Genomic DNA, 23,971 nt, shown 5'->3' on the forward strand with positions numbered 1-23,971 from the left:
GCGAGATGTTCGACGACAGGTACACCGTGGCTCACCGGCTCTATCCCTACGAACGCTCGGCCGATCAGGACCTTGCGCAGCCGGTTCGTCACCCGGTGGTGGTGGTCGGTGCCGGCCCGGTCGGCCTCGCCACCGCGCTCGACCTCGGGCTGCAGGGCGTCCCGGTGCTGCTGCTCGACGATCACGAGGGCGTGGGGCAGGGCAGCCGCGCCATCTGCTTCTCGAAGCGCAGTCTCGAGATAGCCAATCGCTATGGCTGTGCGGGCCCGATGGTGGACAAGGGCGTGGTCTGGAACCTAGGCAAGGTGTTCCACCGCGACGCAAAGGTTTTCGAATTCAACCTGTTGCCAGAACAGGGCCACAAGTACCCGGCCTTCATCAACCTCCAGCAATATCATTTCGAGCGTTTCCTGGTTGAGCGCCTGCGCGCCGTCCAGACCGAGGGCGCACCGATCCAGTTGCGCGGCAAGACCCGGGTCGACGCAATCGAGGTCCGGGACGATCACGTGACGCTTGAGGTCATGACCCCGGAGGGCCCCTACAGGATCGAGGCGGAATGGCTGATCGCCTGCGACGGCGCCAATTCGCCCATACGCACCCATATGGGCCTCGGATTTACTGGCAAGGTTTTCCGGGACAGCTTTCTGATCGCCGACATTCGCATGACCGGCGACACCCAGTTTCCCACCGAACGCTGGTTCTGGTTCGAGCCAAGCCACAGGCAGGGCGCTTCGACATTGCTTCACAGGCAACCCGATGATGTCTGGCGCGTCGATTTCCAGATCGGCTGGGACATCGACCGCGCCGAGGAAATGAAAGAGCCCAACCTCCGCCGTCGCCTCGACGCCTTCCTTGGCGACGTCGATTACGAAATCGTCTGGTCCTCGATCTACACCTTCCAGTGCAAGCGCATGAAGAGCTTCCGGCACGGCCCTGTGCTGTTCGCCGGAGACGCTGCGCACCAGGTTTCGCCCTTCGGGGCGCGGGGCGCGAACTCGGGCGTGCAGGACGCCGACAACCTCGGATGGAAGCTGGGTGCGGTGGTGCGCGGTGAGGCACCCGAGGCGCTGCTTGACAGCTATTCCGAGGAACGGGTGTTCGGGGCAGACGAAAATATCCTGAATTCCACCCGATCCACCGATTTCATCACGCCGAAATCTGAAATCAGCAAGCTGTTCCGCGATGCGGTGCTGAACCTCGCCGGCAAGGTTTCTTTCGCCCGGCCCTTGGTGAATTCAGGTCGGTTGTCGGTGCCTTGCGTCTACGACAGGTCGTCGCTCAACGGCCCCGACGCTTTGCCGGGCGGCCCCGATTGCAGCCGTGTCGGGGCGCCGATGGTTGACGCACCGACCGATGACGGCTGGCTGCTCGACAGGTTCGGCGGTGAGTTCCAGCTGCTGTGCCTTAACGCCGAAGCGCCGGAGAGCATTGAGGCGGACGGCATCACGGTGACGCGCCTGGCGATTCCCGCAGAGGGGTACGCGGAGCTGTCCGAGCGCTACCTCGGCACGGTCCGATCCGCTGTCTACCTGATACGTCCAGATCAGCACGTTGCGGCGCGATGGGACCGGTTCAACGCGGACGAGGTCCGCAAGGCCGTTGCTATCGCGACCGCCCGACATTGAGGAGACCCGATGAGTACCCTGAACACCGAACCCAACATCCCCGATCCGGATGGCTTCTATGCCCGGCTGCTGGCCGCCCACGACGGCAGGACAAGGCAGGAAAGCGATGCCATCAACGCCCGCCTGGTTCTGATCCTCAGCAATCACATCGGTGATGAAGAGGTGCTGGCTGAGGCCATCGCGCTGGCCGAAAGGGACTAAAAGCGCAGACCAGACAGAAAAGGCCCCGCATTGCGGGGCCCTTGGTTTGTTCCGGATGTGGGCGTCAGTCGCTTACTGACCGCTGCCCTGCGGACGCGGCACCGGGGTCTTGCCCTTCGAGTTGAGCGGATCGTCCTGACGCTGGACAGACCCTTCGAAGTGGGCGCCGCTCTCGATCGCAATGGTCTTGTGGATGATGTCGCCCTCGACCCGCGCGGTTGCGGTCAGCCGGACCTTGAGGCCGCGGACACGTCCGACGATGCGGCCGTTCACCACCACGTCGTCGGCCACGCATTCACCCTTGATGGTGGCGCTTTCGCCGATGGTCAGCAGGTGGGCGCGGATATCGCCTTCGATGGTGCCTTCGACTTGGACGTCACCGGTGGTCTTCATGTTGCCAATCACGTGCAGATCGGCAGACAGGACGGATGCGGGCGGCTTGGCCTTAGGGCTGGCTGCGGGCTTGTAGTCCTGCTGTGACGGCATCGTCGGCTTCTTGGCTTCTTGCGACACGGGTGCTGACCCTTCTTCGGATTTCGGACCGGGCTCGTTGATCTTGCTTTTAGAAAACATCTTTCGCAGCCTTCAGGTATATCATTGGATTGACGGCTTTACCGCCGACACGGACTTCATAGTGCAGGTGTGTGCCGGTAGAGCGTCCCGTATTTCCCATATCACCGATACGTTGCCCGCGCGAGACCCTTTGGCCTTTCTTCACGTGGATTTTGGACAAATGGGCATAGCGGGTTTCGATGCCGAATTCATGCTGGATCTTGACCAGTTTGCCATATCCCGACTGCCAGCCCGCGTGGATGATCACACCGTCGGCGGTGGCGTGTATCGGCGTGCCGTGCGGCGCGGCAAAGTCGGTGCCCTTGTGCAGTCGCCCCCAACGGTAGCCATACCCGGAGGTAAAGCGGTAGGCGCTTTTCAGCGGATTGGCGAAAGGCGCCTTCTCGGCCGCGATGCGGTAGAGGTTGAGCCGGTCCATCTGGTTGATGATACGGTTGGCGCGCTTGCTTTCGTCGGTCAGGTCGCCGCCCTTGGTCGAAAAGCTGAGCGGGGTCAACGGGCCGCCCTGACCGGAGTAGCCAGAGCGCACTTTGTCGAGGATGCTGTCCGGGTCCATGCCGGCGGCCTTGAACATCTTGTCGAGCGGCGTGACCGAGATCGTCATCGCCTCTTCCAGTTGGCGGAAGATGGCGTCGTTCTTCTCGTTCATCAGCCTCAGTTCGGTGGCCATCTCATCGGCGGCGACAAGCGCCTGCTGGGCGTCGGCCACGACCTGGTCACGCTGGGTTGCGGTGCGTTCCAGCGCGGCGGCCAGCAGGTCGACGGTATCGCTGTCGGCCATGTCGGACTGTCCGGGAAGGGTGCCGCCGGTCTCCATCGCGGTTTTCAGCGCGTCATATTCGGATTCGACCGACTTGCGAGCCTTCATGGCGTCGCGCAGCGTGGTCTGGATAACCTCGATTCCGGTTTCCATTTCGCGGCGGCGTATTTCCGATGTCAGCAACTCGGACTGCATCACCGAAATGCGCTCCAATGCCGAGTTGAAACGCTCCTGCGCGGCCAGCGCATCGGCGGCACGGTCGTCGCGTTCGCGGCTGAGCACGTTGAGCCGCTCCATATAGGTCTGCTGATCGCGCTTGGCCTGTTCGCGGAAGTTTCCGGCGCCAATCGAATCCATCAGCAGGATGGCAGTGGCGATGATCGACCAGGCGATCACCAGGGCAGAGCCAGTGAAGGCGATGAACTGGGTCTCGGGCTTCAGCCGGATGAACCGTGTATCTGTCTCGGATCTCAGAAAGAGCCGCCGCTCGGGAAAGAAATGTTCCAGTACCGAGTGGATGTGTATCGCCAGCCGTGTCCGCACCGCAGCTGCTCCTTGCTTATTCCAGTCTTCTTGGTGCAACCGTTTTCAGGCACCGTCCCCTGTAAACCCCTTAAACAGACCTTTACACGCGCGCAAGTTTGCAGACCGTCCGAGTCGGCAAACCCCTGCTAAAACCCGCCGATGGGCGAAAAACTGCCGATAGGTGAAGGGGTTGGGTTGTAATTTCTGAAACGGCGCTCAACGCGACTGGTCTGCCAGCGGCCAGTAGAAGTCCGGCGGCAACCCGGCTTCGGCGCGCTTTTCCTCATTAAATGGCGGCTTAAGCGGGCCTTTGAAATATTTTGTGACAAGCGTATGGAAGACGTCCTTCGGGTCATGGTCGTGCCGCCCGCAGAGAAAGTGAAACCACTTCGAACCATAGGCCACATGGGCCACTTCCTCGGAATAGATCACCTCCAGCGCCTCGACGGCTTGGGTCGCGCCGGCCTTGCGGAAGATGGCGATCATGCCAGGCGTGACGTCGAGCCCGCGCGCCTCCAGCACCATCGGCACCACCGCGAGCCGCCCGAGGATGTCCTCGGCGGTGTCTTCAGCAGCGCGCCACATGCCGGCATGGGCGGGAAGGGCGCCGTAGCGGCTGCCCTCGGCCTCGAGGCAGTCGCACATCAGGTTGAAGTGCTTCGATTCCTCGTCGGCGGCCTTGACCCAATCGTCATAGAAGCCGGGCGGGAAGCGTGTACCGGTAAACCGCGCGATGATGTCCCAGTGAAGATCGACGGCGTTCAATTCGATATGCGCGACCGCGTGCAACAGCGCGATGCGGCCCGCCGGGCTGCCGGTCTTGCGCTTCGGCACATCGCGCGGTGACAGCAGTTCGGGCCGCGCCGGGCGGGACGGTTGCAGCGGCGGCGTGGCGTCGCCCACCGGCAGGCGCTCTCCGGCGTCGCGCGCGGCGAACCAGGTCGCGGCATGGGCACGCGAGAGGCGGGTCTTTTCGCGGCCGTCGGCGGTGGTCAGCACCTCGACGGCCATCTCGGCCAGACTCAGGCTCACTGCGCGCGCACCGCGTCCAGCACGTCTTCCGCGTGACCGTCGACCTTGACCTTGCGCCATTCGTGCGCAATCCGGCCTTCGCCGTCGATCAGGAAGGTCGATCGCACGATGCCCATGAAGGTCTTGCCGTACATTTTCTTTTCCTGCCAGACGCCGAACTTTTCCGCGATATCCGTGGCTTCATCGGACAGAAGCGGTATGCTCAGGTTGTGCTTGGCCACGAAGCGGTCGTGGCTGGCGACCGAGTCCTTGGAGATCCCGAAGACATGGCATCCTGCCGCCTCGAACTCTGCGCTGAGGCCCGAAAACGCGATGGCCTCCTTAGTGCAGCCCGAAGTCATGTCGCGCGGATAAAAAAACAGCACCACCGGCGCCGGGCGCAACGCGCTCAGGGTGACGCTATCGCCACCGTCGCGCGGCAGGGTGATGTCGGGAACGATCTCGCCTGTTTGAAGCTGAGGTGTGGACATGTGAACGGCAATCTCTTGGTTGGACGGTCCGCTTTGCATATTAGGGCAGGACGGGGCAGACAACCGTCATCAGGAGACCGGACCCGCAGGTGAGCGACCAAACCGAAGATACCGCCTCAGAAATGGGTGTGGAGCCAGCGGCCAGACCCCGCCGCCGCCACCATGTGGTGGTGGCGAAGGCCGGCATGTGGCTCGTGCTCGGCCTGTCTCTGTTGACGGGGGTGCTGGCGCTGATCGGCTGGTCGCTGCTGGGCAAGCCGCTTAGCGCACCGGACTGGGTGCGGGCGCAGATCGCCGCGCGGATCGAGATGCAGATACCCGGGTTCGATCTTGAGTTCTCGGACATGACGCTCTTCGTGCAACCCGACCTGCGGCCCGAGGTCACCCTGTCGGGCGTCGTCCTGCGCGAGGCCGGCACCGGGCGCAGGCTGCTGGAGTTGAGCCAGGCCGAGGTGACGATCGCCCGCCGTTCGCTGATGAACCGACAGCTTCAGCCGCGTACGGTCGCGGTCTCGGGCGTGTTCCTCAACTTGCACCGCGACAAGGAAGGGGCCTTTGACCTCGCCTTCGGTGGCGACCTCGGACAAGAGGCGGTCGGCGTCGACAGGCTGATCGAAGGGATCGACAACCTGTTGTATCAGCCTCGTTTCGCGGCGCTCGAAGAAGTCTCGGTCAATGCCGTCACGCTTGCCTATCAGGACGCCCGCGCACGACGGTCCTGGACGGTCGACGGCGGACGCATCACCCTTGCGCGCGCCGACGAGGTGTTGCAGTTGCGCGGCGATTTCGCGCTGCTCTCGGGGCGGTCCTCTGCCGCGACGCTCGAAGTTTTCGGCGAAAGTGCGATCGGCTCTACGGCGGTAAATCTCGGGCTCGCCGTGGATGATATCTTCTCGGTCGATATCGCGAGTCAAAGCGCGGCATTGGCCTGGCTGGGGGTGCTGCGGGCCCCGATCTCGGGGTCCCTGCGCACCTCTTTCAATGACACCGGCGATCTCGGCCCCCTGCACGCCACGCTCGCCATCGGCGAGGGCGTGGTACAGCCCAGCGACGCCACCCGCCCCATCCCGTTCTCTCGCGCACGCACCTACTTCACCTTCGATCCTCGGGCGCAAACGATGCGTGTGAGCGAATTCGAAGTCGTCAGTGACTGGGTCAATGCCTCGGGCGAAGGCACGGCGGTGCTTGAAGACACCGGCAGCGGGCTACCCGAAGGCCTGCAGGGGCAGGTGCGGCTGAGCGGGATCAGCGCCAATCCGAACGCCATTTACGATGCCCCGCGTGAGCTCAGTTCAGCGGACCTCGATTTCCACCTCGCGCTCGATCCGTTCAAGCTGCGTGTCGGTCGCCTGACGTTGATGGACGGCGCCAAGGCGATGCGCCTGCAGGGCCGAGTCGAGGCGGCGAAAGAGGGTTGGGACATCTCGATGATGGGCCGGATCGACGAGATCGGTCCCGAGCGGCTGCTCAGCTTCTGGCCAGCCGGCATCAAGCCGAAGTCGCGCGACTGGGTGGCGCAGAACGTGCTGGCGGGCACCTTGCGCAATGTGGCCGTCAGCCTGCAAAGCCGGCCCGGTGACGAAAAACCAAGGCTCTACGTCGGCGGCGAGGTGAGCGGGGGCGAAGTCCGCTTCATGAAAACCCTGCCGCCGGTGACCGGAGCCGAGGGCCTTTTGCAGATCGAGGACAACCGGCTGGTGGTCAGCGTCACCAAGGGCACTGTCACGGCGGAACAGGGCGGCGAGATGGAGGCGGCGGGAACCGTCTTCACCATCCCCAAGCTGGGCATTCAGCAGGCGCCCGCGCATGTCCGGCTGGCGGCGGCAGGCCCGCTCGAGGCGGCGCTCTGGCTGCTGAACCGGAAACCGATGCAGGCCCTCGACAAGGCCGGACGTCCGGTCGACCTTGCCGAAGGGCGGGTCGAGGTGGCTGGCGACATCGATTTCCGCCTGAAGAAAAAGCCGAAACCCGGCGAGGTGCGCTTTGCGGTCACCGGCCGCGGGCTGGACATCCGCAGCGATACCCTTGTCCCCAACAAGGTGCTGGCCGCCGAGCGGCTGCAGTTCGCCGCCGACAATGACAGTCTGCGGATTGAGGGTCCGGGCACGCTCGAGGGCGTGCCGTTCGACGGCGCGTGGCAGACGGCACTGGGGCAGGGGGCGGCGGAGAAGGGCGCCCGGGTCGAGGCAGACGTGACACTGTCCAATGCCTTCCTCGACGCGTTCTCGATTGCACTTCCGCCGGGGTCGGTCTCGGGGCGCGGCACCGGGCGGCTGGAAATGGACCTCAAGCGCGGACAGCCGCCGACGTTTTCGCTGGTGTCGAACCTCGGCGGGTTGGGGCTGCGGCTGGATGCGCTGGGCTGGTCGATGTCTCAATCCGCTACCGGGCGGCTTGAGATCGACGGCGCACTGACCACGCCCGCCCGGATCGACCGGCTGGCGCTGAGCGGCCCCGGCATGGAGATGCAGGGCCGACTGCGCCTGCGTGATGGCGGCGGGCTGGAGGCGCTGACTCTCGACCGGCTGCGCGCAGGCAACTGGCTGGACGCTCCGGTGGTGCTGACCGGGCGCGGCAACGGCGCGGCGCCCGCGGTGCGGATTGCAGGGGGGCGGATCGACATGCGCAACGCGCCGTTCAAGGCAGGTGGCGGCGGGGGATCGTCCTCGGCAGGGCCGCTGTCGCTGGCGCCGGACCGTCTGCAGATCACCGACGGCATCGCCCTGACCGGGTTCCGCGGCGATTTTTCCATGCGGGGCGGGATGCGCGGCGACTTCACCGCGCGGCTCAACGGCGGCACGCCCTTGCGTGGCAAGATCCAGGCCACCCGCAATGGCAGTCAATACGTGATCAAGGCCGATGACGCTGGCGGGGTGCTGCGCGATGCCGGGCTGATCAAGAACGTGCATGGCGGCGAGTTTCACCTTAAGTTGGTGCCGACCGGCGCCACCGGCACCTTCGACGGCGAACTCGACATCCGTTCCACGCGCATCCGCAATGCGCCGGTAATGGCGGAGCTGCTCAACGCGATATCCGTCATCGGGCTGCTCGAACAATTGGGCGGGCAGGGGATCTCCTTTCCCGAGGTCGAGGCGCGGTTCCGGCTGACCCCGAGGCAGGTGATCCTGACCCGGTCCTCGGCAGTGGGTCCATCGATGGGAATTTCGCTGGACGGTTACTATGATCTGGCCAGCAAGACCATGGACATGCAGGGTGTGCTGTCGCCGATCTACGTGGTGAACTTCGTGGGCCAGCTGTTTTCGCGCAAGGGCGAGGGACTGTTCGGCTTCAACTTCAACCTGCGCGGCAAGGCAGACGATCCGCAGATCTCGGTCAACCCGCTGTCGGCGCTGACGCCGGGAATGTTCCGAGAGATTTTCCGCAGGCCGCCGCCAGAGCTGGAGCAATGAGGTAAGGGCACTTGGGGCGATGCTCCCGCCTTCAACTCCATCTTAGCATTTGCGAACACAAGAAAGGCTGGATCGCGTCTGGCGGGTCGGCTAGAGGACCGGCCATGAAACTGTCCGATTTCGATTTCGACCTTCCGCCCGAGAGGATCGCGACGCGCCCGGTGCGGCCTCGGTCCTCGGCGCGTTTGCTGGTGGCCGATGGGGCGGAGACGCGCGACGCGCATGTCTTCGACCTGCCTGCGATCCTGCGACCGGGCGACCGGCTGGTGCTGAATGACACCAAGGTGATCCCGGCGCGACTGTCCGGGCTGCGGCGGCGCAGCGGCGCTCAGGGCGAAACCGAGGCGAAAATCAGCGTGACCCTGCTGGAGCCACAGGCCGATGGTACATGGTCGGCGCTGGTCAAGCCGCTGAAAAAGGTCGCGGACGGCGAGATCGTGCGGTTCTCGGACAGGCTTTCGGCTGTGATGGAACGGCGCGTCGCGGGGCAGGGCTTCATGCGCTTCAACCTCGACGGCGAGGATTTCGATGCCGCGCTGGCCGAGGCCGGCGCCATGCCGCTGCCACCCTATATCGAGGCGCTCCGGCCGGCCGATGACCGCGACCGCGTGGATTATCAGACCGTCTGGGCCGAACGGCAGGGCGCCGTTGCGGCGCCCACCGCCTCGCTGCACTTCGATGCCGAGGTTCTGGCCGCGCTCGATGCGCGCGGCGTGCAGTTCACCAAGGTCACGCTGCATGTCGGCGCCGGTACGTTCCTGCCGGTCAAAGTGGACGACGTGACCACCCACAAGATGCATGCGGAATGGGGCGAGGTAAGCGCCCATGCCGCGGGCGAGATTGCCGCCACCAAGGCAGCCGGAGGGCGTGTCATCCCGGTGGGCACCACCGCCCTGCGGCTGATTGAAACGGCAGCGCGGGATACCGGCGAGATACAGCCTTGGCAGGGCGACACGGATATATTCATCTACCCCGGTTTCGACTTCAAGGTCACCGATGCCTTGATGACGAACTTCCACCTGCCGAAGTCCACGCTGCTGATGCTGGTCTCGGCGCTGATGGGGCGTGAGCGAATTCTGGCCGTTTACGATCACGCACTGCGCAATGGTTACAGATTTTTCTCTTACGGTGACGCCTCTCTCTTGATCCCGCCACGGTAATCTGAGACGCGTCCGGGCAGGCACGCATGGCGTCGCATTTGTGCCAGCCGAGTCGCACTCCGGGGGTTAGCCTGCCGGTAACGAAGGGATAAGTCGCATGTTTGCCGTGATCTCGAACGCCTGGGCGCTGCTGCTGGGCATGATGCTGCTGATGATCGGCAACGGCTTGCAGGGTACCCTGCTGGGTGTCCGGGGCGAAATTGAAGGTTTCACCACCTTCGAGATGTCGCTGGTCATGTCGGCCTATTTCGTGGGTTTCCTGGGCGGATCGCGGCTGGCGCCCGAGATGATCCGGCGGGTAGGCCACGTGCGGGTCTTCGCGGCGCTAGGGTCCTTCATCTCGGCAGTGCTGATCCTCTATCCGACCCTGACCGACCCGATTTCCTGGACCATCGGGCGGGTGATCATCGGCTTCTGCTTCTCGGGCGTCTACGTGACGGCGGAAAGCTGGCTGAACAACACCACCTCGAACGAGACCCGCGGCCAGACCCTTTCGGCCTACATGATCGTGCAAATGGCAGGCATCGTGGTGGCGCAGGGGCTGCTGCTGGTCGCCGATCCATCGGGTTATACGCTGTTCGTCATCATCTCGGTTCTGGTCTCGATCTCGTTCGCGCCGATCCTGCTGTCGATCTCGCCGACGCCGGCTTTCGCCACCACCAAGCCGCTGTCGCTGAAAGAGCTGTTCGGTATCTCGCCGCTGGGCTGTGTGGGCATGTTTCTGCTGGGCGGGGTCTTCGCCTCGCAGTTCGGCATGGCCGCGGTCTATGGCGCCGAGGCGGGGCTGACGCTGGGGCAAATCTCGATGTTCGTCTCGGCCTTCTACATCGGGGCGCTGGTGGTGGTCTATCCGCTGGGATGGCTGTCGGACCGAATGGACCGGCGTATGCTGATCATGGTCGCGGCGGCCGTCTGCGGCGGCGGCGCGGTGCTGGGCATGGTGGCGGACGGCTATTTCACGGCCTTGCTGGTGGCGGCCTTCCTCGTGGGCGGCATGTCTAACCCGCTCTATTCGCTGCTGATCGCCTATACCAACGACTTTCTGGAGCTCGAGGACATGGCGGCCGCGTCCGGTGGCATGGTGTTCATCAACGGGCTCGGCGCCATCTCGGGCCCGCTGATCACCGGCTGGGCGATGGGGGTCTTCGGGCCTCCGGGCTACTTCCTGCTGATTGCGCTGCTGACCTTTACGCTGGCCGGCTATGCGGCCTATCGCGCCACTGTCCGGCCCGCGCCGCCGGTCAACGATACCATCAGCTATGCCCACATCAATCCGACGTCATCGCCGGTCGCCATGGAGTACGCGCAGGAATACGCCGCGCAGGAGGCTGAGGACAGTGACCAAAAAACATAACGTGTTAACTTTGAAGGAAAACGTGAGTTAATTCTCGTGAAATATTCATTAACATGCATATACCGGGGGTGATTGTGAGGAGACCAGGTATGGTGACACCCGAGGACATACTTTCCTTCTGGCTCGACGAGATCGGACCCGATGGCTGGTATCAAGGCAGCGACGCGCTCGATGCCGACATTCGCGACAGGTTTGGGGAAGCGTGGCAAAGCGCCATGGAGGGTCGCTACGCGATGTGGCTGACTTATCCCAGCGGCACGCTGGCCTATCTGATCCTGCTGGACCAGTTTCCGCGCAACATGTTCCGCGGGACGGCCAAGGCATTCGCGTCCGACCGGATTGCACTGGCCGCGGCGAAACAGGCCATCGCCAAGGGCTATGACAAGAAGATCGACGCACCTGCGCGACAGTTCTTCTACCTGCCGATGATGCATTCGGAAAACCTCTGCGATCAGGATCGCTGCGTGCGGCTGATGGCCGAGCGCATGCCCGAGGCGGAAGGCAACATGCTTCACGCCCGCGTCCACCGTGAGATCATTCGCATGTTTGGCCGCTTCCCGTTCCGCAACAAGGCGCTGTCGCGTCATGACACGGCCGCGGAGCAGCAGTTTCTGGCCGGTGGCGGCTATGGCGAGACGCTGGAAGAGCTCAAGAAAGCCAGCTGACCCCGGGCGGTTGATTGAAGCCGGCCGGGCCATGGGCTAGCCTCCTCTGACGGTTTCAGGGAGGACCACAATGTCAGGCCAGAGTTTCGACATGATCGTGATCGGCGCCGGACCCGGCGGTTATGTGGCCGCAATCCGGGGCGCGCAACTTGGGCTCAAGGTCGCCATCGTCGAGCGGGAACACATGGGCGGCATCTGCCTGAACTGGGGCTGCATCCCGACAAAGGCCCTGTTGCGGTCGTCCGAGGTGTTCCACCTGATGCAACGCGCCGGGGACTACGGGCTGAAGGCGGATGCGATTTCCTATGACCTCGACGCTGTGGTGAAACGCTCGCGCGGGGTAGCCAAGCAGCTGAATGCCGGAATCGGCCACCTGATGAAGAAGAACAAGGTCACCACCTTCATGGGTACGGCGACGCTGCCCGCGAAGGGCAAGGTTCTGGTCAAGACCGACAAGGGCACCGAACAGCTTTCTGCAGACAACATCGTGCTGGCCACCGGCGCCCGGGCGCGCGAACTGCCGGGGCTGGAGGCCGACGGCGAGTTGGTCTGGACCTACAAGCACGCGCTTCTACCACCGCGGATGCCAAAGAAGCTGCTGGTCATCGGCTCCGGCGCCATCGGCATCGAGTTTGCCAGTTTCTACAACACGCTCGGGGCGGACACGACGGTGGTCGAAGTGATGGATCGCATCCTGCCGGTGGAGGATGCCGAGATCTCGGGCTTTGCCAAGAAGGCCTTCGAAAAACAGGGCATGACGATCCGCGAGAAAGCCATGGTCAAACAGCTGGACCGGGCCAAGGGCAAGGTCACCGCGCATATCGAACAGGGTGAAAAGGTCACGAAAGAGGCGTTCGACACGGTGATCTCGGCCGTGGGAATCGTCGGCAATACCGAAGACCTCGGGCTCGAGGATTTGGGCGTGAAGGTCGAGAAGACCCATGTGTTGGTCGATGGCCACTGCCGCACCGGGGTTGACGGGCTCTATGCCATCGGTGACCTCGCCGGCGCGCCATGGCTGGCGCACAAGGCCAGCCACGAAGGCGTCATGGTGGCAGAACTCATCGCCGGGGGGCAGCCGCACGCGGTCGACCCGGATGCCATCGCCGGATGCACCTATTGCCAACCGCAGATTGCCAGCGTCGGGATGACCGAGGCGCAGGCGAAGGAGGCCGGGCACGACATCAGGGTCGGACGCTTCCCCTTCATCGGCAACGGCAAGGCCATCGCGCTGGGAGAGGCCGAGGGGCTGATCAAGACCGTATTCGACGCCAAGACCGGCGCCTTGCTGGGGGCGCATATGGTCGGCGCCGAAGTGACCGAACTGATCCAGGGCTACATCGTGGCCCGGCAATTGGAGACCACGGAAGAAGACTTGATGAACAGCGTCTTCCCGCATCCGACGTTGAGCGAGATGATGCACGAAAGCGTGCTCGACGCCTTCGACCGGGTGATCCACATGTGAATTACGAAGGGGCAGTGCCCTCGCGGCTGCGCTGCTCACCCCCGGGTCAGGCACCAGAGAACGACCGGAGGCTCCAGTAATGGTAACCAGACGCCGCGCATGAAAAAAAGGCGCTCCCGTCATAGGGAACGCCTTCGCTTTCTTGCCGCCGTCCGGACCGATCAGCGCTTTTCGATGTCCACGTAATCGCGCTGCGTCTCGCCGCGGTAGAGCTGGCGCGGGCGGCCGATCTTGTTCTGCGGATCGTTCAGCATTTCCTTCCACTGGCTCACCCAGCCGACGGTGCGCGACAGCGCGAAGATCGGGGTGAACATCGAGGTCGGGAAACCCATCGCCTCGAGGATGATGCCCGAGTAGAAATCGACGTTGGGGAACAGCTTCTTCTCGGCGAAGTAGGGATCGTTCAGCGCCGCCTCTTCCAGCGCCTTGGCGGTGGCCAGGATCGGGTTGTTCTCGACGCCGAGCAGGTCGAGCACTTCGTCGGCGGACTGCTTCATCACCGTCGCGCGCGGATCGAAGTTCTTGTAGACACGGTGGCCGAAGCCCATCAGGCGGAACGGATCGCTCTTGTCCTTGGCGCGGGCGATGTACTCGGGGATGTTCTCGGGCGAGCCGATTTCCTTGAGCATCTCCAGGCAGGCCTGGTTGGCGCCGCCATGCGCCGGGCCCCAGAGACAGGCGATGCCGGCTGCGATGCAGGCAAACGGGTTGGCGCCGGAGGAGGACGCCAGCCGCACCGTCGAGGTCGAGGCGTTCTGCTCGTGGTCGGCGTGCAGGGTGAAGATCCGGTCCATCGCGCGGCTAAGGATCGGGTCGACCTCGTATTCCTCGGCCGGAACGCTGAAGCACATGCGCAGGAAGTTCGACGCATAGTCCAGATCGTTCCGCGGATACACGAAGGGCTGGCCGACGTGGTACTTATAGGCCCATGCGGCAATGGTCGGCATCTTGGCGATCAACCGGATCGAGGCAACCTCGCGCTGCCAAGCGTCGGTGATGTCGGTACTGTCGTGGTAGAAGGCCGACATCGCGCCGACCACGCCCACCATGATCGCCATCGGATGCGCGTCGCGGCGGAAACCGCGGAAGAAATACTGCATCTGCTCGTGCAGCATGGTGTGGTTGGTCACCCGGCTCTCGAAATCTTCAAGCTCCGACGCGGTCGGCAGGTTGCCGTAGAGCAACAGGAAGCAGACTTCGAGGTAATGCGACTTCGAAGCCAGCTGATCGATCGGATAGCCACGGTGCAGCAGAACGCCTTTTTCGCCATCGATATAGGTGATCGTGGAATCGCAGGCCGCGGTCGAGGTGAAGCCGGGATCGTAGGTGAAGACCCCGGCCTGACCGTAAAGCTTGCGGATGTCGATGACATCGGGACCCACGGTGGGGCTGTGGATCGGGAGATCATAGCTTTGATCGCCAATCGTCAGGTTCGCGGTCTTCTTGCTGTCTGCCATGGTGGTCCCTCTGTCGCTTGGCCGGGCAGGCGTGCCGCGGCGGTGTATCCATCCCGTGACGGGTATTGGTTAATTATTCCTCAACCGGCGCCTCGGCCGCATGAGTCAATCGCGCGAGCGTTTCGTCCCGGCCCAGTACCAGCATCATGTCGAACACGCTGGGAGTTGCCGATCGTCCGGCCAAGGCTGCCCTGAGCGGGCCTGCGAGCTTGCCGAACTTGATCCCGTGGTCCTCTGCGACCCGGGACGTCGCTGTCTCCAATTCTTCTCGGGACCAGCTAACATTTTGCAGCTGCGGCGTCAATGAGGCCAGTATACCACGGGATACCGTGTCGAGATTTTTGGCGGCCTTCTCATCAGGCTCGACCGGTGTGTCTGTCAGGATGAAATGAGCCTTTTCAAGTAGTTCCGGGAACGTCTTCGCGCGCTCTTTGAGGCAATACATCCCGCGCTGCATGGCCTCGGCCTGCGTGACGGTCAAGGGACTGTTACCGATAACATCGAGGTACGCCTGCAATTCTTGCAGCAGTGCAGCATCGTCGGAGGCGGCAATATGCTGACCGCAGATGTTCTCGAGCTTCTTGAAATCGAGCCGAGCGGGCGACTTGCCGATTCCATCCAGATCGAACCATTCCTTTGCCTGCGCATCGGTGAAGAATTCGGCGTCGCCGTGGCTCCAGCCCAGACGGGTCAGGTAATTGCGCATGCCGGCGGCGGGATAGCCCATGGTCTGATACTCTTCGACGCCCAGTGCGCCGTGGCGCTTCGACAGTTTCTTGCCGTCGGGCCCGTGAATCAGCGGGATATGCGCCCAGACCGGCACGTCCCAGCCCATTGCCTGATAGATCATCATCTGGCGAGCCGCGTTGTTGAGGTGATCGTCGCCGCGGATCACGTGGGTCACGCCCATGTCGTGATCGTCGACCACCACTGCCAGCATGTAGACCGGCGTCCCGTCTGAGCGCAGCAGCACCATGTCGTCAAGCTGGTCGTTGCGGATGCTCACCTCGCCCTGAACCTGGTCGCGGATCACGGTGATGCCATCCTGCGGTGCCTTGATCCGCACCACATACGGTGCGTCCGGATGGGTCGCAGGATCCGCGTCGCGCCAGGGTGACCGGTAGAGGGTGGAGCGGCCCTCGGCCTTGGCCGCGTCACGCCACTCGGCGATTTCCTCCTGCGTTGCAAAGCACTTGTAGGCCTTACCCTCAGCAAGAAGCTGGTGCGCGACCTCAGCGTGGCGCGCGGCACCTTCGTATTGGCTGACCACCTCGCCATCGTGATCCAGCCCGAGCCAGTCGAGCCCCTTGAGAATCGCCGCCGTGGCCTGCGGGGTCGAACGCGCGCGGTCGGTGTCCTCGATCCGCAACAGGAACTTGCCGCCGCGACCGCGGGCGTAGAGCCAGTTGAACAGCGCGGTGCGCGCGCCGCCGATGTGCAGGAAGCCGGTGGGCGAGGGCGCGAAGCGGGTCACCACGGGAGTGTCAGCGGTCATGAGGGCCGTTTACCTTTCGATAACCATGAATGGAGTAGCTTGGCGCCTGATTACCCTCCGCAGCACGCGGGAACAAGCATGAGGATGATGCAGGCCATCGGCAACGCGATCCTGGCCCAGCGGGGCGGGCTGATGCCGTGGTCGCCAGTGATGCTGGCCCTCGGGATCGGGCTCTACTTCGGCCTGCGCGTGGAACCACCTGTCTGGGGGCTGGGGGTTCTCGCCGCGCTTGCATTCACGGCGTTCCTTGCGGCCTGGCGGGCTGGGCCACTGCTGGCGCCGGTCCTGACGGGACTGGGGCTGATTGCCTTCGGCGTCTCTCTTGCAGGCGCACGCGCGCAGTCGCTGGCCGCGCCGGTGCTGGACTTTCGCTATTACGGTCCGATCGAGGGTCGCATCGTCGGGATCGACCGCTCGGCCAGCGGGGCGCTGCGGCTGACGCTAGACCGCGTTCGGCTCGACAGGGTTGGAAATGTGCCACGAAAGGTACGGATATCGCTGCACGGGCCAGAGGTGGTCACGGCGATGCCGGGGCTTCGGGTGATGACCACCGGCCACTTGTCGCCCCCGCAGGGACCGGTCGAACCCGGCGGCTTCGATTTCCGCCGCCACGCCTGGTTTCTCGGGATCGGTGCGGTCGGCTACACACGTGTCCCGCTACTCATGAGCGCACCTTCGGACGGCGCGCAGCCCGTCTTTGCCATGCGCATGGCGCTGTCACGCGCGGTGCAGGATGCCTTGCCCGGTGAGACCGGAGCCTTTGCAGCCGCGATCACGACCGGCGATCGCTCCGGCATGGGGCAGGAAACGCAGCAAGCGCTTCGAGACACGAACCTCGCGCATCTGCTGGCAATCTCCGGGCTGCACATGGGGCTGTTGGCCGGGTTCGTCTTCGGCGCCATCCGGCTGGCCATTGCGACGGTGCCCTTTATCGCGCTGAGGGTGCCGGGGCACCGTATTGCCGCGGTGTTCGCGCTGGCCGCCGCGGCCTTCTACCTTGCGCTCTCAGGCGGTAATGTGGCCACCGAACGGGCTTTCGTCATGGTCGCCGTGGCCCTTGTGGCAGTGCTTTTCGACCGCCGCGCCATCAGCCTGCGTGCCGTGGCGCTGGCAGCGATGATCGTGCTGATCCTGCGGCCCGAGGCGCTGACGGGGCCGGGGTTCCAGATGTCCTTTGCCGCCACCACCGCGTTGGTGGCGGTCTTCAACAGGTTACGGGGCGCACCGCAGGCGATGCCGCGCTGGGTCTGGCCGGTGCTGGCGGTAGTGATCTCTTCGGCGGTGGCTGGTTTCGCCACGGCGCCGGTAGCAGCCGCGCATTTCAACCGCATCGCGCAATTCGGCCTGATCGCGAACCTGCTGAGCGTGCCGCTGATGGGAATTCTGGTGATGCCTGCGGCGGTCTTGGCGGCCTGCCTGTCGCTCGTCGGGCTTGAAGCACCTGCGCTTTGGGCGCTTGGGCAGGGCCTGCGCTGGGTGCTGGGGGTGGCCCACGAAATCTCGGGTTGGGAAGGCGCTTTGACGCACCTGCAGGCACCCGCGCCGGCGGTGCTGCCGCTTCTGGCGCTCGGCGGGCTGTTCCTCATCCTGTGGCGCGGGCGCGCTGCATTGCTGGGCGGGCTGCCCGTGATTGCAGGCTTCGTGCTCTGGGCGCAGACAGAGCGTCCGACCATCCTGATTGCCGAGACCGGTGCGCTTGTCGGTGTAATGACGGCTGAAACCCGCGCGCTCAGCCGGGATCGCGGCGCCGGGTTCGTCGCGCGGGTCTGGTTGGAGAACGACGGAGACGGGGTCGAGCAGGCACGGGCCGCCGCGCGCTGGCCGCAGAGAGAGCCTGGGCTTGCATGGATTGACCTGCCGGACGGCGTGCGGCTGTGGCACGTTTCGGGCAAGCGCGGGCGGGCATCCTTTCCTGGTTGCTCTGACAAAGACATCGCGGTGTTCAACACGCCCGGGGCCTCGGGCCACGGATGCCGCAGCTTCACCCCGGACAGTCTTCGCGACACCGGTGCCCTGTCCATCCACCTGTCTGCCGACGGATTGAAGGTCATAACCTCCGCGTTCGTCAGCGGCACACGTCTCTGGGCGCCGGATCAGTAGGTGCGGATCAGTCCGACCAAACGGCCCTGCACCCGCACCTTGTCTTCCGGCACGACGCGGGTTTCATAGGCGGGATTGGCAGCTTCCAGCGCGATCGCACCACCGGCCCGACGATAACGCTTCAGCGTCGCCTCCTGGCCCTCGATCAGTGCGACGACGATATCGCCGTTGTCGGCGCTATCGGTTTCCCGGATCACCACGACGTCGCCATCGTTGATCCCGGCTTCGATCATGGAATCGCCTTTGACTTCAAGCGCATAGTGATCAGCACCGTGCCGCAGCATCTGCCCGGGTACGGCAACGGTATGGGACGCATGGCTGATCGCCTCAATCGGAACGCCCGCTGCGATGCGGCCCATGACAGGCAGTTCCGCTACATGCATGGGCGTCCCGTCGGTGCCACGCGGTGCCGCTGCACCGCCGTCGATGACGCGTGGTTGAAACGCCGCTGCGGCTGTCGGAGCGCCGCCCAGCGATTCTGGCAGTTTCACGATTTCCAGCGCGCGGGCCTTATGGGCCAGACGCCGGATGAATCCGCGTTCTTCCAACGCGGTGATCAGGCGATGAATGCCGGATTTCGAGCGCAGGTCCAGCGCTTCCTTCATCTCGTCGAAAGACGGAGGCACACCGTCACGCTGAATGCGCCGGTTGATGAAGTCCAGCAAATCGAGTTGCTTCTTGGTAAGCATGTCTCCGGCCCTCTGCGGTCTGATTTGTCTTTTGTTCTAGGCCTGTTCCCGTTTTGTGTCAATGCCGCTGTGGATAAGTCATCGACTGTCCCTCAATGGCCCGTTAGTATTCGCTCGCAAACGATAATATATTGTTAAGGTCTGAGTGCGATATAGGACACCGTCTCGCCGGCGGATCGGGCCGTGTCGTTCGGCGGACGGACCAGCAGCGCATCGGCCTGTGACAAGGTGGTCAAAAGCGATGAATCCTGTGCCGAAAAGGGCGTTATGTCCTCAGGAGACAGGCGTGCGCGCATATAATGTTCACGCGGGCCATTCGCGGGGATGGCCTCGGCCAGCGGGGCGTCATGTCGTGCAGTTGCGGTGGCCCCGAGCCCTTGCATGGCCCTGACCACGGGGGCCAGAAACACGTGGCCACAGACCATGGCCGACACTGGATTGCCCGGAAGGCCAAGCATCATCGCGTCGCCCATGCGTCCGGCCATCAGCGGTTTGCCGGGGCGCATCGCAACCTTGTAGAAAGCGCGGTCCATCCCCCGGGCTTCGGTGACACCGGCGACAAGGTCATGATCACCGACGCTGGCACCGCCGACAGTGACGATCAGGTCCGAGCCGGAAGCCAGGTCGAGCACGAACTCCAATGCGTCTGTCCGGTCGCGCGCGATGGGGAGCAGGCGCGGTATGGCACCCAGGCTGCCAAGCAAGGCGTGAAGCCCGAGGGTATTGGAGGCGATGATCTGGTCTGGTCCCGGTGTCTCGCCCGGCATGACAAGTTCGTCGCCGGTGGAAATCAGCGCGACCGTCGGTTTGCGGGTCACGGTGACCCTGTCGACATTCATTGAAGCGAGCAGGGCGATGTCTTCGGGCATCAGCCGCCTTGGTGCCGTCAGCCGGTCGCCGGCGTGAAAGTCACCGCCTTGCGGTCGGATGTGGGTGCCACGGTCAAGACGATCACTGAGGGTAATGAAATCACCGTCGCGAACGACATCTTCCTGTATCACGACGCGCGAGGCGCCCTCCGGGACGACCGCGCCAGTAAAGATCCGGACTGCCTGGCCCGGGCCGACCGTCCCGTCGTGCCTATGCCCTGCCGCCGATTCACCGATGACGGCAAATCGCGCTCCGGGTCGTGCCTCTTCGTTGCGCAGGGCGTATCCGTCCATCGCCGAGGCCGCAAAGGGAGGCTGATCGCGACGAGATATGCCGTCGCGGGCCAGAACCCTACCGGCAGCCTCGAGCAGCGGAACCTCCTCGGTTCCAAGCGTCGGAGCCAGCGAAAACAGGCGATCCAGGGCGTCGGAAACAGATATCATGTCGCCTCGTAACGACCTGACTTACCGCCATCTTTCAAGGTCACGCGGATACCGCCGATCTGCATTTCCTTGTCGACCGCCTTGGCCATGTCATAAACCGTGAGCGCTGTCACCGACACGGCTGTCAAGGCCTCCATCTCCACGCCGGTCTGCCCGGTGGTCTTGACCGTGGCGGTCAGTCGCAGGCCAGGGAGGTCCGGATCGGGGGTCAGATCGACTGCGACCTTGGTAATTGGCACCGGATGGCAGAGGGGGATAAGGGTCGAGGTCTGCTTTGCGCCCATGATCCCGGCAAGGCGCGCGACAGAGATCACGTCACCCTTCTTGGCGCGACCTTCAGTAACGATATTATAGGTTTTTGGCGCCATCTTGATGTAACCTTCCGCCGTTGCGATACGCGCGGTCACCGCCTTGTCAGACACGTCGACCATATGGGCATCGCCCTCGGCGTCAAAATGGGTGAGTTCAGGCATCGGCAGGCACCGGGTTGCAAAGCAGTTCTCGAGTCGCAGCCTCGACATCCGTCTGACGCATTAGGCTTTCGCCGATCAGGAAGGTGCGCGCACCGTATTTTGCCATGTCGGCAAGGTCAGCAGGCGAATTGAGCCCGCTCTCTGAGATCAGGAGCTTATCGCCAGGAGCCCGTTTCGAAAGCTCGCGCGTTGTGTCAAGAGTGGTCTCGAAGGTCTTGAGATTGCGGTTGTTTACGCCAAGGAGGGGTGATCGCAACGCGAGCGCCCGGTCCAACTCTCCGGCATCGTGCACTTCGACAAGGACATCCATGTGCCACGACATGGCGCAATCCTCGAGTTCGGCGGCCTGAGCGTCCGAGACCGAGGCCATGATGATTAGGATGCAATCGGCGCCGAGCGCGCGGGCCTCGGCCACCTGATAGGTGTCGTAAAGGAAATCCTTGCGAAGCGCCGGCAAGCTGGTGGCGTTGCGGGCCTCGGTCAGAAACCGTTTGGCCCCCTGAAAGGACGGCGTGTCGGTCAACACCGACAGGCAGGTGGCGCCGCCTTTCTCATAGGCGCGGGCCAATGCCTCCGGATCGAAGTCCGCGCGGATCAGCCCTTTGGAGGGGGAGGCTTTTTTGACTTCGGCAATCAGACCGTATCCGGTCGATGACGCCTTGCGCAGGGCCTCGGCGAAACCGCGTGGCGGGCTTGCGGCGCGGGCGGCCTCTTCAATGGCCGAGCGCGGCGTCGCGGCCTTGTCGGCGGCGATCTCTTCGAGCTTGTAGGCCTTGATCTTGTCAAGAACGGTCTGAGTCATGCGCCTGTCCAGTCTATCGCAGTGTCACCCCGTTTCATAAGCCAGTCGTTGACCCGGCTAAAGGGGCGCGAGCCGAAAAAACCGCGGTGGGCCGAAAGCGGTGAGGGATGTGGGGTCTCGATCCGCAGGTGGCTGGGGTTCGCCATACGCGCGCCAAGCTTCTGCGCGGGCTTGCCCCAAAGCAGCAGCGCGCGGGGCCGGGTGTCGAGTTCGGCCAGGATGTCTGTGGTGAGCCGGTCCCACCCGAGTTTCATATGTCCGCCGGCATCGCCCGCCGGGACGCTGAGTGCGGTGTTGAGCAGCAGCACACCCTGCGCCGCCCAAGGCCGCAGGTCGCCGTTGGCGGGGCAGGTGCCGATGTCGTCGGTCATTTCCCTGAAGATGTTCTTCAGGGATCGCGGCAGCGGCGCGACATCGGGCGCGACCGAGAAGGCAAGGCCATGCGCATGGCCCGGCGTCGGATAGGGATCCTGACCGAGGACCAGGGCGCGCACCCTGTCGGGCGGGCAGGCATCGAGCGCGGCAAAGGTCTGGGGGGCGGGCGGCAGAACGGGCCGCGTCTCGGCCGCGAGCGATTGCGATAGCCCCGGCCAATGCGCGTCGAAGAACGGCAGATGCGCCCAGGCGGGCGGGACCGTATGGCCGGTCATGCGCCCTGGGTGGCCTGCGCCAGCGCGGTGATGCGGGCCTTGGCGGCGCCGCTATCGATGGATTGCGCGGCCAGTTCGACGCCTGTCTTCAGGTCCGGTGCCTTGCCCGCCACCACCAGCGCCGCGGCCGCGTTCAGCAACACGGCGTCGCGATAGGCACCGGCGGCGCCGTCCAGAAGCGCATCAAACGCGCGGCCGTTGTCTTCGGGGGTGCCGCCGAGGATGTCCTCGAAGGGGTGCACCGGCAGGCCCGCGTCCTCGGGGTGAACCTCGTGCTCGCTGATCGCGCCGTCCGCCAGCGCCGCCACCCAGCTGACGCCGGAGATCGCCAGCTCGTCAGTTCCGTCGGAACCGTGTACCAGCCAGGCGCGATCGGACCCCAATGCCAAGAGGGTCTCGGCCATTGGCCGGATCAGTTCGCGCGAAAAGGCCCCGGTCAGTTGCCGGCGGACCCCGGCAGGATTGGTCAGCGGCCCGAGGATGTTGAAGATGGTTCGAGTGCCCAGCTCTTGGCGCGTCGGCATGACGTGGGCGATCGCCGGGTGATGCATTGGCGCCATCATGAAGCAGATGCCGGTTTCGCGCAGGGCGCGCTCGGCCACGTCGGCGCCGACCATGACGTTGACGCCCATCTGGGTCAGCGCATCCGCGGCACCGGATTTGGACGACAGGTTGCGGTTGCCGTGCTTGGCCACCGGCACGCCCGCACCCGCCACGACAAAGGCGGTTGCGGTCGAGATGTTCAGCGTGCCCTTGCCGTCGCCGCCGGTTCCGACGATGTCCATGGCGCCCTCGGGGGCCTTCACCTTGTTGCACTTCGACCGCATCACCGCGGCAGCTGCGGCATACTCGTCCACCGTTTCGCCCCGAGTGCGCATCGCCATCAGAAGACCGCCGATCTGGCTCGGCGTGGCCTCGCCGTCGAACAGGATCTGAAAGGCGTCCTCCGCCTCGGCTCGCGTCAGGGCGCGGTCGGCAGCGGCGCCGATCAGCGGCTTCAGGCGGTCGCTCATGCGGGCACCTTCATCAGGTCGGTGAAATTCTTCAGCATGGCATGGCCGTGCTCGGACCGGATCGATTCCGGGTGGAACTGGACGCCGTGAATCGGCAGGTCACGGTGGCTGAGGCCCATGATGGTGCCGTCCTCCAGCTCGCCGGTGATCTCGAGGCAGTCGGGCAGGCTGTCGCGTTCGACCACCAGCGAATGGTAGCGCGTCGCCATGAAGGGCGAGGGCAGGCCGGCGAAGGCGCCCTTGCCGTTGTGATGCATTGCGCCCAGCTTTCCGTGCACGATCTCGTGGCAGCGCACGACGCGGCCACCGAAGGCCTGCCCGATGGCCTGATGCCCGAGGCAAACCCCCAGCAGCGGCGTGCGGGTCTCTGCCGCGGCCTCGACCAGCGCCAGGCAGATGCCGGCCTGGTCCGGATCGCAGGGCCCGGGCGACAGCAGGATGCCGGCGGGATTGAGCGCCATCGCCTCCTGCACGTTCAGCGCGTCGTTTCGGTGAACCTGCACCTCGGCGCCCAATTCGCCCAGATAATGCACGAGGTTGTAGGTGAAGCTGTCGTAATTATCGATGAGCAGCAGCATGGGATGAACTTTGCCGTTAGGGGCTGGAGGCCGGGGCCTTCACCGGGGTATAGAGATCGGGGTATACATGTTCAGGCTTGGCCTCCAGCGTCAAGGGGCGGCGGGCCTGATCCGAGGCGGTCGCGTCCGTGGAAAAGAAGGCGCGGCGGCGGGCACGAGGA

21 protein-coding genes are annotated in these 23,971 nt (G+C 64.3%); 8 read left to right on the plus strand and 13 right to left on the minus strand.

Features of this window, described 5'->3' with window-relative positions; all coding sequences use genetic code 11:
• Nucleotides 1–5 precede the first annotated feature (5 nt).
• Both AC04PT_RS02605 and AC04PT_RS02610 read left to right on the plus strand, forming a co-directional pair.
• Complete coding sequence (locus tag AC04PT_RS02605) at nucleotides 6–1,625, plus strand: FAD-dependent oxidoreductase (RefSeq protein ID WP_482871931.1); 1,620 nt, start codon at nucleotides 6–8, stop codon at nucleotides 1,623–1,625.
• Between the two features lie 9 nt (nucleotides 1,626–1,634).
• Nucleotides 1,635–1,826, plus strand: a complete 192-nt coding sequence (locus tag AC04PT_RS02610) for a DUF2783 domain-containing protein (protein WP_482871932.1) — start codon at nucleotides 1,635–1,637, stop codon at nucleotides 1,824–1,826.
• 72 nt (nucleotides 1,827–1,898) lie between these two features.
• Here the strand turns inward: AC04PT_RS02610 and AC04PT_RS02615 are convergent, their stop codons facing one another.
• From AC04PT_RS02615 to AC04PT_RS02630, 4 genes are all read right to left on the minus strand, one after another.
• Nucleotides 1,899–2,399, minus strand: coding sequence for a bactofilin family protein (locus AC04PT_RS02615; RefSeq protein WP_482871933.1), 501 nt, complete (start codon nucleotides 2,397–2,399; stop codon nucleotides 1,899–1,901).
• Nucleotides 2,389–3,702 (minus strand): DUF5930 domain-containing protein, encoded by a 1,314-nt coding sequence (locus AC04PT_RS02620; protein ID WP_482871934.1) that lies wholly within the window; start codon nucleotides 3,700–3,702, stop codon nucleotides 2,389–2,391. Before AC04PT_RS02620 ends, AC04PT_RS02615 begins: the two co-directional genes overlap by 11 nt.
• A gap of 198 nt (nucleotides 3,703–3,900) precedes the next feature.
• Entirely contained in the window at nucleotides 3,901–4,695 is a 795-nt protein-coding gene (locus AC04PT_RS02625) for a ferritin-like domain-containing protein (RefSeq protein ID WP_482872435.1), read from the minus strand.
• Between the two features lie 17 nt (nucleotides 4,696–4,712).
• On the minus strand, nucleotides 4,713–5,186 hold the full coding sequence (locus AC04PT_RS02630) for a peroxiredoxin (protein WP_482871935.1): 474 nt from the start codon (nucleotides 5,184–5,186) through the stop codon (nucleotides 4,713–4,715).
• 89 nt (nucleotides 5,187–5,275) lie between these two features.
• On the opposite strand from AC04PT_RS02630, the gene AC04PT_RS02635 reads away from it, so the two are divergent.
• The 5 genes from AC04PT_RS02635 to lpdA all read left to right on the plus strand — a co-directional run bounded on the left by AC04PT_RS02635 (nucleotide 5,276) and on the right by lpdA (nucleotide 13,240).
• Entirely contained in the window at nucleotides 5,276–8,596 is a 3,321-nt protein-coding gene (locus tag AC04PT_RS02635) for a YhdP family protein (RefSeq protein ID WP_482871936.1), read from the plus strand.
• Between the two features lie 104 nt (nucleotides 8,597–8,700).
• Nucleotides 8,701–9,756 (plus strand): tRNA preQ1(34) S-adenosylmethionine ribosyltransferase-isomerase QueA, encoded by a 1,056-nt coding sequence (gene queA, locus AC04PT_RS02640; RefSeq protein ID WP_482871937.1) that lies wholly within the window; start codon nucleotides 8,701–8,703, stop codon nucleotides 9,754–9,756.
• 97 nt (nucleotides 9,757–9,853) lie between these two features.
• Nucleotides 9,854–11,110: an MFS transporter gene (locus AC04PT_RS02645; RefSeq protein ID WP_482871938.1), complete on the plus strand. Its 1,257-nt coding sequence runs from the start codon at nucleotides 9,854–9,856 to the stop codon at nucleotides 11,108–11,110.
• An 89-nt stretch (nucleotides 11,111–11,199) separates the two neighbouring features.
• Nucleotides 11,200–11,775 carry a DUF924 family protein gene (locus AC04PT_RS02650; RefSeq protein WP_482871939.1) on the plus strand — a complete coding sequence of 192 codons (576 nt, stop codon included), beginning with the start codon at nucleotides 11,200–11,202 and terminating at the stop codon, nucleotides 11,773–11,775.
• Nucleotides 11,776–11,845: 70 nt separating this feature from the next.
• Complete coding sequence (lpdA, locus tag AC04PT_RS02655; protein WP_482871940.1) at nucleotides 11,846–13,240, plus strand: dihydrolipoyl dehydrogenase; 1,395 nt, start codon at nucleotides 11,846–11,848, stop codon at nucleotides 13,238–13,240.
• Between the two features lie 161 nt (nucleotides 13,241–13,401).
• Here lpdA and gltA read toward each other — a convergent pair whose 3' ends face one another.
• Both gltA and gltX read right to left on the minus strand, forming a co-directional pair.
• Nucleotides 13,402–14,697: a citrate synthase gene (gene gltA / locus AC04PT_RS02660; RefSeq protein WP_482871941.1), complete on the minus strand. Its 1,296-nt coding sequence runs from the start codon at nucleotides 14,695–14,697 to the stop codon at nucleotides 13,402–13,404.
• Nucleotides 14,698–14,770: 73 nt separating this feature from the next.
• The gene (gene gltX / locus AC04PT_RS02665) at nucleotides 14,771–16,192 is read right to left on the minus strand and encodes a glutamate--tRNA ligase (RefSeq protein WP_482871942.1); all 1,422 of its coding nucleotides are present in this window, start codon (nucleotides 16,190–16,192) and stop codon (nucleotides 14,771–14,773) included.
• A 78-nt stretch (nucleotides 16,193–16,270) separates the two neighbouring features.
• Here gltX and AC04PT_RS02670 point away from each other — a divergent pair, with 78 nt between their 5' ends.
• A complete protein-coding gene (locus AC04PT_RS02670) occupies nucleotides 16,271–18,292 on the plus strand; it encodes a ComEC/Rec2 family competence protein (protein WP_482871943.1) in 2,022 nt (673 codons plus the stop codon).
• Here AC04PT_RS02670 and lexA read toward each other — a convergent pair.
• The 7 genes from lexA to AC04PT_RS02705 form a co-directional block, all read right to left on the minus strand.
• The gene (gene lexA, locus AC04PT_RS02675; protein ID WP_482871944.1) at nucleotides 18,286–18,981 is read right to left on the minus strand and encodes a transcriptional repressor LexA; all 696 of its coding nucleotides are present in this window, start codon (nucleotides 18,979–18,981) and stop codon (nucleotides 18,286–18,288) included. The genes AC04PT_RS02670 and lexA overlap by 7 nt on opposite strands.
• Before the next feature lie 134 nt (nucleotides 18,982–19,115).
• A complete protein-coding gene (locus AC04PT_RS02680; protein WP_482871945.1) occupies nucleotides 19,116–20,294 on the minus strand; it encodes a molybdopterin molybdotransferase MoeA in 1,179 nt (392 codons plus the stop codon).
• Nucleotides 20,291–20,767, minus strand: coding sequence for a cyclic pyranopterin monophosphate synthase MoaC (gene moaC, locus AC04PT_RS02685; RefSeq protein WP_482871946.1), 477 nt, complete (start codon nucleotides 20,765–20,767; stop codon nucleotides 20,291–20,293). The genes AC04PT_RS02680 and moaC overlap by 4 nt, the downstream gene beginning before the upstream one ends.
• Nucleotides 20,760–21,569, minus strand: a complete 810-nt coding sequence (gene trpC, locus AC04PT_RS02690; protein WP_482871947.1) for an indole-3-glycerol phosphate synthase TrpC — start codon at nucleotides 21,567–21,569, stop codon at nucleotides 20,760–20,762. The genes moaC and trpC overlap by 8 nt, the downstream gene beginning before the upstream one ends.
• Nucleotides 21,566–22,219, minus strand: a complete 654-nt coding sequence (locus tag AC04PT_RS02695; RefSeq protein ID WP_482871948.1) for a uracil-DNA glycosylase — start codon at nucleotides 22,217–22,219, stop codon at nucleotides 21,566–21,568. The genes trpC and AC04PT_RS02695 overlap by 4 nt, the downstream gene beginning before the upstream one ends.
• Nucleotides 22,216–23,232, minus strand: coding sequence for an anthranilate phosphoribosyltransferase (trpD, locus tag AC04PT_RS02700; protein ID WP_482871949.1), 1,017 nt, complete (start codon nucleotides 23,230–23,232; stop codon nucleotides 22,216–22,218). Before trpD ends, AC04PT_RS02695 begins: the two co-directional genes overlap by 4 nt.
• The gene (locus tag AC04PT_RS02705) at nucleotides 23,229–23,810 is read right to left on the minus strand and encodes an anthranilate synthase component II (RefSeq protein WP_482871950.1); all 582 of its coding nucleotides are present in this window, start codon (nucleotides 23,808–23,810) and stop codon (nucleotides 23,229–23,231) included. Before AC04PT_RS02705 ends, trpD begins: the two co-directional genes overlap by 4 nt.
• Nucleotides 23,811–23,971 lie beyond the last annotated feature (161 nt).

Source organism: Litorisediminivivens sp. KMU-197, from assembly GCF_056858395.1.

Coding starts and splice junctions, on each gene's coding strand:
- AC04PT_RS02605 (WP_482871931.1), top strand. CDS start 6: ATGTTCGACGACAGGTACACCGTGGCTCACCGGCTCTATCCCTACGAA.
- AC04PT_RS02610 (WP_482871932.1), top strand. CDS start 1,635: ATGAGTACCCTGAACACCGAACCCAACATCCCCGATCCGGATGGCTTC.
- AC04PT_RS02615 (WP_482871933.1), bottom strand. CDS start 2,399: ATGTTTTCTAAAAGCAAGATCAACGAGCCCGGTCCGAAATCCGAAGAA.
- AC04PT_RS02625 (WP_482872435.1), bottom strand. CDS start 4,695: ATGGCCGTCGAGGTGCTGACCACCGCCGACGGCCGCGAAAAGACCCGC.
- AC04PT_RS02630 (WP_482871935.1), bottom strand. CDS start 5,186: ATGTCCACACCTCAGCTTCAAACAGGCGAGATCGTTCCCGACATCACC.
- queA (WP_482871937.1), top strand. CDS start 8,701: ATGAAACTGTCCGATTTCGATTTCGACCTTCCGCCCGAGAGGATCGCG.
- AC04PT_RS02645 (WP_482871938.1), top strand. CDS start 9,854: ATGTTTGCCGTGATCTCGAACGCCTGGGCGCTGCTGCTGGGCATGATG.
- AC04PT_RS02650 (WP_482871939.1), top strand. CDS start 11,200: ATGGTGACACCCGAGGACATACTTTCCTTCTGGCTCGACGAGATCGGA.
- lpdA (WP_482871940.1), top strand. CDS start 11,846: ATGTCAGGCCAGAGTTTCGACATGATCGTGATCGGCGCCGGACCCGGC.
- gltA (WP_482871941.1), bottom strand. CDS start 14,697: ATGGCAGACAGCAAGAAGACCGCGAACCTGACGATTGGCGATCAAAGC.
- gltX (WP_482871942.1), bottom strand. CDS start 16,192: ATGACCGCTGACACTCCCGTGGTGACCCGCTTCGCGCCCTCGCCCACC.
- AC04PT_RS02670 (WP_482871943.1), top strand. CDS start 16,271: ATGAGGATGATGCAGGCCATCGGCAACGCGATCCTGGCCCAGCGGGGC.
- lexA (WP_482871944.1), bottom strand. CDS start 18,981: ATGCTTACCAAGAAGCAACTCGATTTGCTGGACTTCATCAACCGGCGC.
- AC04PT_RS02680 (WP_482871945.1), bottom strand. CDS start 20,294: ATGATATCTGTTTCCGACGCCCTGGATCGCCTGTTTTCGCTGGCTCCG.
- moaC (WP_482871946.1), bottom strand. CDS start 20,767: ATGCCTGAACTCACCCATTTTGACGCCGAGGGCGATGCCCATATGGTC.
- trpC (WP_482871947.1), bottom strand. CDS start 21,569: ATGACTCAGACCGTTCTTGACAAGATCAAGGCCTACAAGCTCGAAGAG.
- AC04PT_RS02695 (WP_482871948.1), bottom strand. CDS start 22,219: ATGACCGGCCATACGGTCCCGCCCGCCTGGGCGCATCTGCCGTTCTTC.
- trpD (WP_482871949.1), bottom strand. CDS start 23,232: ATGAGCGACCGCCTGAAGCCGCTGATCGGCGCCGCTGCCGACCGCGCC.
- AC04PT_RS02705 (WP_482871950.1), bottom strand. CDS start 23,810: ATGCTGCTGCTCATCGATAATTACGACAGCTTCACCTACAACCTCGTG.